The organism is Streptomyces sp. NPDC021020, assembly GCF_044333285.1.
GTDB lineage: Bacteria > Actinomycetota > Actinomycetes > Streptomycetales > Streptomycetaceae > Actinacidiphila.
In genome coordinates, this window is the sequence record NZ_JBIRQQ010000018.1 from 98,159 (window position 1) to 105,066 (window position 6,908).

The 6,908-nt window shown below is 74.3% G+C and carries 4 protein-coding genes; 2 read left to right on the top strand and 2 right to left on the bottom strand.

What is annotated here, in order from left to right:
* The first annotated feature begins 19 nt into the window (after nt 1–19).
* Both ACH4SL_RS36425 and ACH4SL_RS36430 read left to right on the top strand, forming a co-directional pair.
* A complete protein-coding gene (locus ACH4SL_RS36425; protein ID WP_398454395.1) occupies nt 20–703 on the top strand; it encodes a 4'-phosphopantetheinyl transferase family protein in 684 nt (227 codons plus the stop codon).
* A gap of 126 nt (nt 704–829) precedes the next feature.
* On the top strand, nt 830–1,780 hold the full coding sequence (locus ACH4SL_RS36430; RefSeq protein WP_398454397.1) for an alpha/beta hydrolase: 951 nt from the start codon (nt 830–832) through the stop codon (nt 1,778–1,780).
* A gap of 48 nt (nt 1,781–1,828) precedes the next feature.
* Here the strand turns inward: ACH4SL_RS36430 and ACH4SL_RS36435 are convergent, their stop codons facing one another.
* Nucleotides 1,829–4,456 (bottom strand): glycoside hydrolase family 97 catalytic domain-containing protein, encoded by a 2,628-nt coding sequence (locus ACH4SL_RS36435; RefSeq protein ID WP_398454400.1) that lies wholly within the window; start codon nt 4,454–4,456, stop codon nt 1,829–1,831.
* A gap of 152 nt (nt 4,457–4,608) precedes the next feature.
* The coding region (locus ACH4SL_RS36440; protein ID WP_398454403.1) for a ricin-type beta-trefoil lectin domain protein at nt 4,609–6,908 on the bottom strand (2,300 nt) is incomplete at its 5' end.

Here is a 6,908-nt window from a genome sequence, read left to right on the forward strand (position 1 = left end):
GGCGCGGGTGGAGGTTCCGGTGCAGGTGTGGCTCGTGGCCGACCGGCGGTCGGATCCGCTCGTCGCCGAGCTGCTCGGCGTCCTCGACGACGAGGAGCGGCGCCGCGCCGACGCGTACCGCTCGGCCGACGACCGGCGGCGCTTCGTGCTCGCACACGGCGCGCTGCGGCACATCGTGGCCGGGGCGCTCGGCGCGCCGCCCGGCGGGATCCGCTGGGCGCGCGGCCCGCACGGCAAGCCCGAGCCCGCCGGGCGGTGGCGCGGCGTGCACGTCAACCTCTCGCACTCCGGCGAGGTCGCGATGGTCGCGCTGTGCCCGTCCCACCCGGTCGGCGTCGACGTCCAGCAGGTGCTGCCGCGGCTGGACGCGGTGGCGATGGCCCGCCGCTGGTTCCCCCCGCAGGAGGCGGCCGCGGTGCTCGCGGCCCCCGGCCCGGAGGCCCGCGCGAACCGCTTCGCGCGCCTGTGGGCCCGCAAGGAGGCGCTGACGAAGGCGCACGGGGGCCGCCTGGCCGAGGGCCTGCGCGTCGCGGTGCCGCCCGGCGGCCCGCCGCCGGACACCCCCGCGGCGGACGCCTGGGCGCACGGCTACCGCGTCCACGACATCCCGGCGCCCGCGGGCTACCGGGCGGCGGTGGCCCTGCCCGCCGGCGCGGACCCCGCGATCACCCACCACGACTGGTCCGGCCCGGCACCGCCCTGACGGCCCCCCTTCCCGCACACCCCGCCGCGCTCCACCGGCACCGCGGCGACGGCCGGCGCCCACCGCGCCGCCACCGGCCCGCGGGCGAAGGCCCCGCGTCCCGCCCCCTCTTCCCGGAGATACGCCATGCCGCTCGACCCGCAGCTCCAGGACCTGCGCGACCAGCGCGCCCGCAGCGGAGCGACACCGCTCTACGCGCTCTCGCTGGAGCAGGCCCGCGCCGCCGACCTGGCCGCGATCCGCGCGTCCGGGGGCAGCCCGCGCGAACTCCACGACGTCACCGACCGGACCGTGCCAGGGCCCGGCGGACCGCTGCCGATCCGGATCTACCGGCCCGCGCCGGGCGGTGGACTCCCCGCGCTGCTCTACTACTTCGGCGGCGGCTGGACGCTGGGCAGCCTCGACACCGCCGACCTGCTGTGCCGGACGCTCGCCGCGGAGGCCGGCTGCCTGGTCGTCGGCGTCGGCTACCGGCTCGCGCCCGAGCACCCCTTCCCCGCGGCGGTGCACGACTGCCACGCGGGCCTGCGCTGGGTCGCCGCGCACGCCGCCGAACTCGGCGCCGACCGGGCCAGGCTGGCGGTCGGCGGCGACAGCGCGGGCGGCAACCTGGCGGCCGCGGTGACGCTGCTCGCGCGGGCCGACGGGGATCTCCCGCTGGCCGCGCAGCTCCTGGTCTACCCCAACACCGACCAGCTCGCCGACGACCCCTCGATGCGCGACAACGCCGACCCGTACCTCTTCAACCACCACTCGGTGGCCTGGTACACCCGCCACTACCTGACCGGCGCGGCCGACGCCGCCGATCCGCTGGCCTCGCCGCTGCGCGCTCCCGACCTCGGCGGCCTGCCGCCCGCCCTGGTCATCACCGCGGAGTACGACCCGCTGCGCGACCAGGGCGAGGCGTACGCGCGCCGGCTCGCCGAGGCGGGCGTGCCGGTGGAGGCGACCCGCTACCCCGGCATGGCGCACGGCTTCTTCGCGATGGCCGGCGCGGTGGACGCGGCCGCGCAGGCCACCGCCCAGGCGGCCCGCCACCTGCGCCGCTGCTTCGGGCTGCCGCCGGCAGCGGAGTGACCCCGCGGTGCGCCGGGAGGGGCCGGCGCACCGCGGGGCGGCCGGGGGTCAGCCGCGCGACCACTTCTGGTTCGCGCCGCCGTTGCAGGTCCACAGCTCCAACTGGGTGCCGTTGGCGGTCCCGTTGTCGTAGGCGTCCAGGCACTTGCCGGAGCCGGTGTTGACGACCGTGCCGTCGGAGCGGACCTGCCACCGCTGGCCCGCGGTGCCGTTGCAGTCGTAGATCTGGACGGCGGTGCCGTCGGCGGTGGCGCCGCCCGCGGCGTCCAGGCAGCGGTTGGCGAAGGCCGTGAACTCCCCGCTGACGGTGGAGGACCAGCGCTGGTTGGCGCCGCCGTTGCAGTCCCACAGCGCCGGGCGGGTGCCGTTGCCCTGGTTCCCGTTCGGGAGGTCGATGCAGCGGCCGGAGCCGGCGCCCTTGTAGGGGGCGGTGGTGTTGGCGCGGGCCCAGTTCTGGTTGGCACCGCCGTTGCAGGACCAGATCTCCAGCGGGGTGCCGTCGGTCCTGCCGTTGCCGGTGGCGTCCAGGCACTTGCCGGAGGCCGGGTTGACGACCGTGCCGTCGGCGTTGACCGTCCAGACCTGCGCCGCGGTGCTGTTGCACGTCCAGATCTGCACCGCGGTGCCGTCTGCCGTCCCCGAGCCGGCGGCGTCCAGGCACTTCGCGCCGCCGAAGACGGTCAGCTGCCCGGCCGACGTGGCGTGCCAGCTCTGGTTGGTCTGGCCGTTGCAGTCCCACAGCGCCACCCGGGTGCCGTCGGTCTGCGCCGAGGCGGGCACGTCCGCGCACAGCCCGGACTCGGCTCCCTTCAGGGCGCCCGCCTGGCCGTGCGGGTCGCACGTGGTCAGGCCCGCCGTGTAGGGGCACAGCGCGGTCGCAAAGCCGCCGTTGGCGGCCTCGGCCACCGACAGGGTGTCGGCGGAGGTGACGACCCGGGTGTCGTGGGTCAGCCCGCCGGAGCCGTCCCGTACGGTCTCGGCGAGCCACTGGCCGGAGCCGAGGAAGGACAGCGGGGTGGAGTACGTCTTGGCGGCCACCGCGGAGATGCCGCCGACGAACCAGCGGTCGCCGGCCCGGCGGGCGACGTACGCCTCCTTGCCGGGGCTGCCGCCGAGCAGCCGGGTCTCGTCCCAGGCGGTGGGCAGCTGGTCGAGGATGCGCAGCGCCTCGGGGTGCGCCTCGTAGCTCTCGGGGCTGTCGGCGAAGTGCTGCCAGCCGGACTCGAAGACCACGGCGGTCGCGAGCTCCTGGGCGTCGGTGGTGTCCCGGCCGCTCATGCTGAAGACGACCGGTGTGAAGTCCATGCTGGAGATCACGTTGCGGGTGAAGGGCAGGATCGTGTTGAACGCGGCCCGGTTGCGGAACTGCTCCGAGCCGTACACCGCCTCGGCCGCGACGACCTGCGGCCAGGTGCGCTGCATGCCGCGCGGCATGGCGGTGCCGTGGAAGTTGACCATGAGCTTCAGGCTCGCGGTCTGTTCCAGCACCGCGTCGTACCACTGGAGCGTCGGCTGGGTGTATTCGTCGATGAAGTCGATCTTGACCCCGGCCACGCCCCAGCTCTTGACCTGCGGCAGCCACTGGTCGCGCTGCTGGGCGGTGCGCAGGTCCGAGGAGTTGAACCAGAGGATGAGCTGGACACCGCGGGCCTTGGCGTAGGCGGCCAGGTCCGGCACCCAGGAGGAGGACCAGCCCTCGTCGACCAGCACATAGGGCCAGCCCTGGCGCTGGGCGAAGTCGATGTACTGCTTCTGCCGGGCCTCGCTGGACGGGCTGCCGTGCTCGCTCAGCCAGGACCAGGCGACCGCGCCGGGCTTGATCCACGAGGTGTCGGCGACCCTGGACGGGGTGGCCAGGTCGTCGACGAGGGTGGACGAGGTCACCTCCGCCAGGCTGCCGAGCGCCGCGGTGCGCCAGGGGGTCGACAGCGGCAGCGTGGTGGTGACGCCGCTCGCGAGCGAGACGGCGTAGGTGGCCGAGCCGGAGGTGTGGGAGAGGTACGAGGCGGCGTAGCGCCCGTCGAGGTCGGTCTCGGCGACGAGCGCGTACGCGCTCCCGACCTGGAAGAGCGCGGGCTGCCGGTAGGTGTCGGAGGGGGCGCCGGACGCGGTGCTGCCGAACCACTGGCTCTGGTCCTCGCGGTCCGGCGGTGCCAGCCAGGCGGGCGACGAGCCGGGCACGGTCCAGGACGAGGCCTCGCCGGTGACGGTCACCGAGCCGCTGCCGGGCAGGACGTAGCGGTAGGCGACACCGGTGTCCGAGGCCCGGACAACGATGTCGAGCCGCGCGCCGCCGGTGCCGGAGAAGGAGAGCGTGCTCTCGGTGTAGCGGGTGGAGTGGCCGCGCTGCTTGCCGGTCGTCATGGTGTACGACTCGGTCACGGTGCGGTCGCTGCGCTGCAGGAAGGTCAGGTTCTTCGTCAGGTCGGCGGCGCTGGTGCGGATGCCGATCGGGGACGGCGACAGCACGCTCTGGCCGCGGCTGGTGGCGGCGAAGGTCAGACTGCCGCCGTCCAGCGTGACCTGGGCCGCGGTCGGGGAGCCGGCGGAGGGGCCGCTGACGGTCCAGCCGGTCGCGGCGGCGGCGCTGTGCGGCGGGACGACGAGCAGTGCGAGCGGGACGAGCAGCGCGAGCAGGCAGCGTCGCAGCAGATGTCGGGGAACGGTTGCGGTCATGGGGGTCCTCGGGTTGGGGGGGGCGACGGGGCCGCCGGCAGGGATCGGCCGGGGGTTCACTGACGGTTGCTGCTGCGGGGGGCGGTTTCCCCGCCACGCCGGGGGCGCTGCCGTGACCGGCGTGGCGGGAGGGCGCCTGGGGCGAGGGCGTTCTAACCGCGCCGCCAGACCTGGTTGGCCTGGCCGTTGCAGGACCAGATGTCCAGGGCGGTGTTGTTCGCGGTCCCCTGCCCGACCGCGTCCAGGCACTTGCCGGAGGCGACGTTGACGACCGCGCCGTCCGCGCGGACGCGCCACTGCTGGTTGGCGCTGCCGTCGCAGTCGTAGATCTCGACGGGGGTGCCGTCCGCGGTGGCGCCGCCCACGGCCCGAAGGCACTTGGTGTCGTAGACGGTGAGCTGGTTGGTGGTGGTGGAGGACCAGATCTGGTTGCTGCCGTTGTTGCAGTCCCACAGGGTGGGCCGGGTGCCGTTGGCCGTGGCGAAGGCGGGGACGTCGACGCAGCGGCCGGACTGCCCGCCCCTGACCGGGCCCGCGGTGCTGCCGCGCGTCCAGGCCTGGTTGGTGCCGCCGTTGCAGCTCCAGATCTCCAGCAGGGTGCCGGGGTCGGTGCCGCCCTTGGCGGCGTCGAGGCACTTGCCGGACGCCGGGTTGACGACCCTGCCGTTCGCGTCGACCGTCCAGACCTGCGCCGCGGTGCTGTTGCAGGTCCAGATCTGCACGGCGGTGCCGTCTGCCGTCCCCGAGCCGGCGACGTCCAGGCACTTGGCGCCGCCGTAGACGGTGAGTTGTCCGGCCGGAGTGGCCGTCCACTGCTGGTTGGCGCCGCCGTTGCAGTCCCACAGCGCGACCTGCGTGCCGTCGGTACGGCTGGAGGCGGGCACGTCGGCGCACAGGCCGGAGCCGCTTCCCTTGAGGATGCCGCCGATGCTGCCCGCGGCGTTCGGCGTGACCGAGAGGTTGTCGAACTGGTCGGTCTGGTAGCCGGCCACGCCGAAGCCGATCTGCCCGGCGAGGTAGGTGCTGTCGTGGACGGTGCCGAGGACGCCGCCGTCCACGCTCGCGGTGATCTGGTCGCCCGAGAAGCCGAGCGCCAGGGTGTGCCAGGAGCCGGTGCCGAGCGCGGCGCGGGTGCCGGAGGCGAGGGTGGTGGAGGCGCCGGCCGCCGAGGTGCGCACGATCGACCAGCGGCCGCCGTCGTCGGCCCGCAGCTCGTACGCCGCCTGGTGGCTCTGCGGGCGGTTCTGCGTCCCGGCGCGGCCCAGCACTTCGGCGGTGCCGGCCTGCCGCAGGTCGACGTCGACGCTGACGGTGTAGTTCGACCAGGCCGGGTCGCCCGCCAGGGTGAAGGCGTCGGAGTCGTCCTGCCACTCGATCGGCTTGACCGGCGCCATCTGCTGCACGCACTGCCCGGCGCGGCCGTTGGCACACGGCTGGGCCTCGAAGGAGCCCTGCATGTCGGACAGGTAGCGCGCCTCGGTGCCGCTGCCGTAGCCCTCGAAGGCGTCGGAGTAGGGCAGGGCCAGCGCGTGCGCGGCGGGCGGGGTCGCGGTGCCCTTGCCCTGGCCGGTCGTGGTGGTGACGGTGTAGATCCAGCCCGGCTGAAGCGTCAGCGTGTACGCGCCGCCGGAGGGGGTGACGTCCTGCGTGTGGACGAAGTCGGTCGCCGCGCTCGGGCTGTTGACCCGGGTGGCCCAGACGTGGACGGTGCCGGTGGACAGGCCGCCCTTGACGGTGAAGTTCACCGTCTGGTCCTCGGTGGCGGTGGTGGTCTCCAGGACGGTGGAGTAGTCCTTGCCGTTGGGGGACTTGAGGCTGACGTACGCGCCGTTGGTCTCGGCGCCGCCGAGGTAGCCGGAGGCGGAGTCGACGAACTGCCAGCCGGGCTGGGCGAATTGGGTGACCTGGGCGGTGGCCCAGGTGTTCTCGCCGATCGAGTAGCTGCCCGACCAGGGCGAGGGGGCGGTGGCCAGGCCCACGGTGTTGTAGGGCAGGTTGGGGTAGAGCGCGGCCACCAGCGGCCAGTTGAGGTAGGCGGTCATGCGCGCGTCGGTGTAGCCGCGCACGATGGAGCGGATGAGCGCCGGGGCGCCCGCGTCCATGTCGAGGGAGCCGTTCTCGCTGGCCCACAGCGGCCGGCCGTTGTTCTTCGCGGCGGTCGAGGAGGAGCAGGTGTGGGCGTTGCCGCCGTCACCGCCCTCGCAGGGGTAGTGCGCGCCGATGATCGACACGGCGTTGTTGAAGGCGGAGTCGGACGCCATGTCGTCCGCGACCTGCCAGCCGGAGTCGTCGGCGACGAGTTGCACGCTGCCGTATCCCGCGTTGTCGAGTGCGGTGCGTAGGTGGACGTACCAGTTGGCGTCGTGGCCGCGTTCGTTCCAGCCGCCGAGGTAGCTGATGGGCAGTCCGTGCTGCTTGGCGCAGCCGAGCCAGGTGATGAGGTAGTTGATGG

What these genes read in the sequence shown, in the direction of transcription:
- ACH4SL_RS36430 (WP_398454397.1), top strand. Translation starts at nt 830, where the DNA reads ATGCCGCTCGACCCGCAGCTCCAGGACCTGCGCGACCAGCGCGCCCGC.
- ACH4SL_RS36435 (WP_398454400.1), bottom strand. Translation starts at nt 4,456, where the DNA reads ATGACCGCAACCGTTCCCCGACATCTGCTGCGACGCTGCCTGCTCGCG.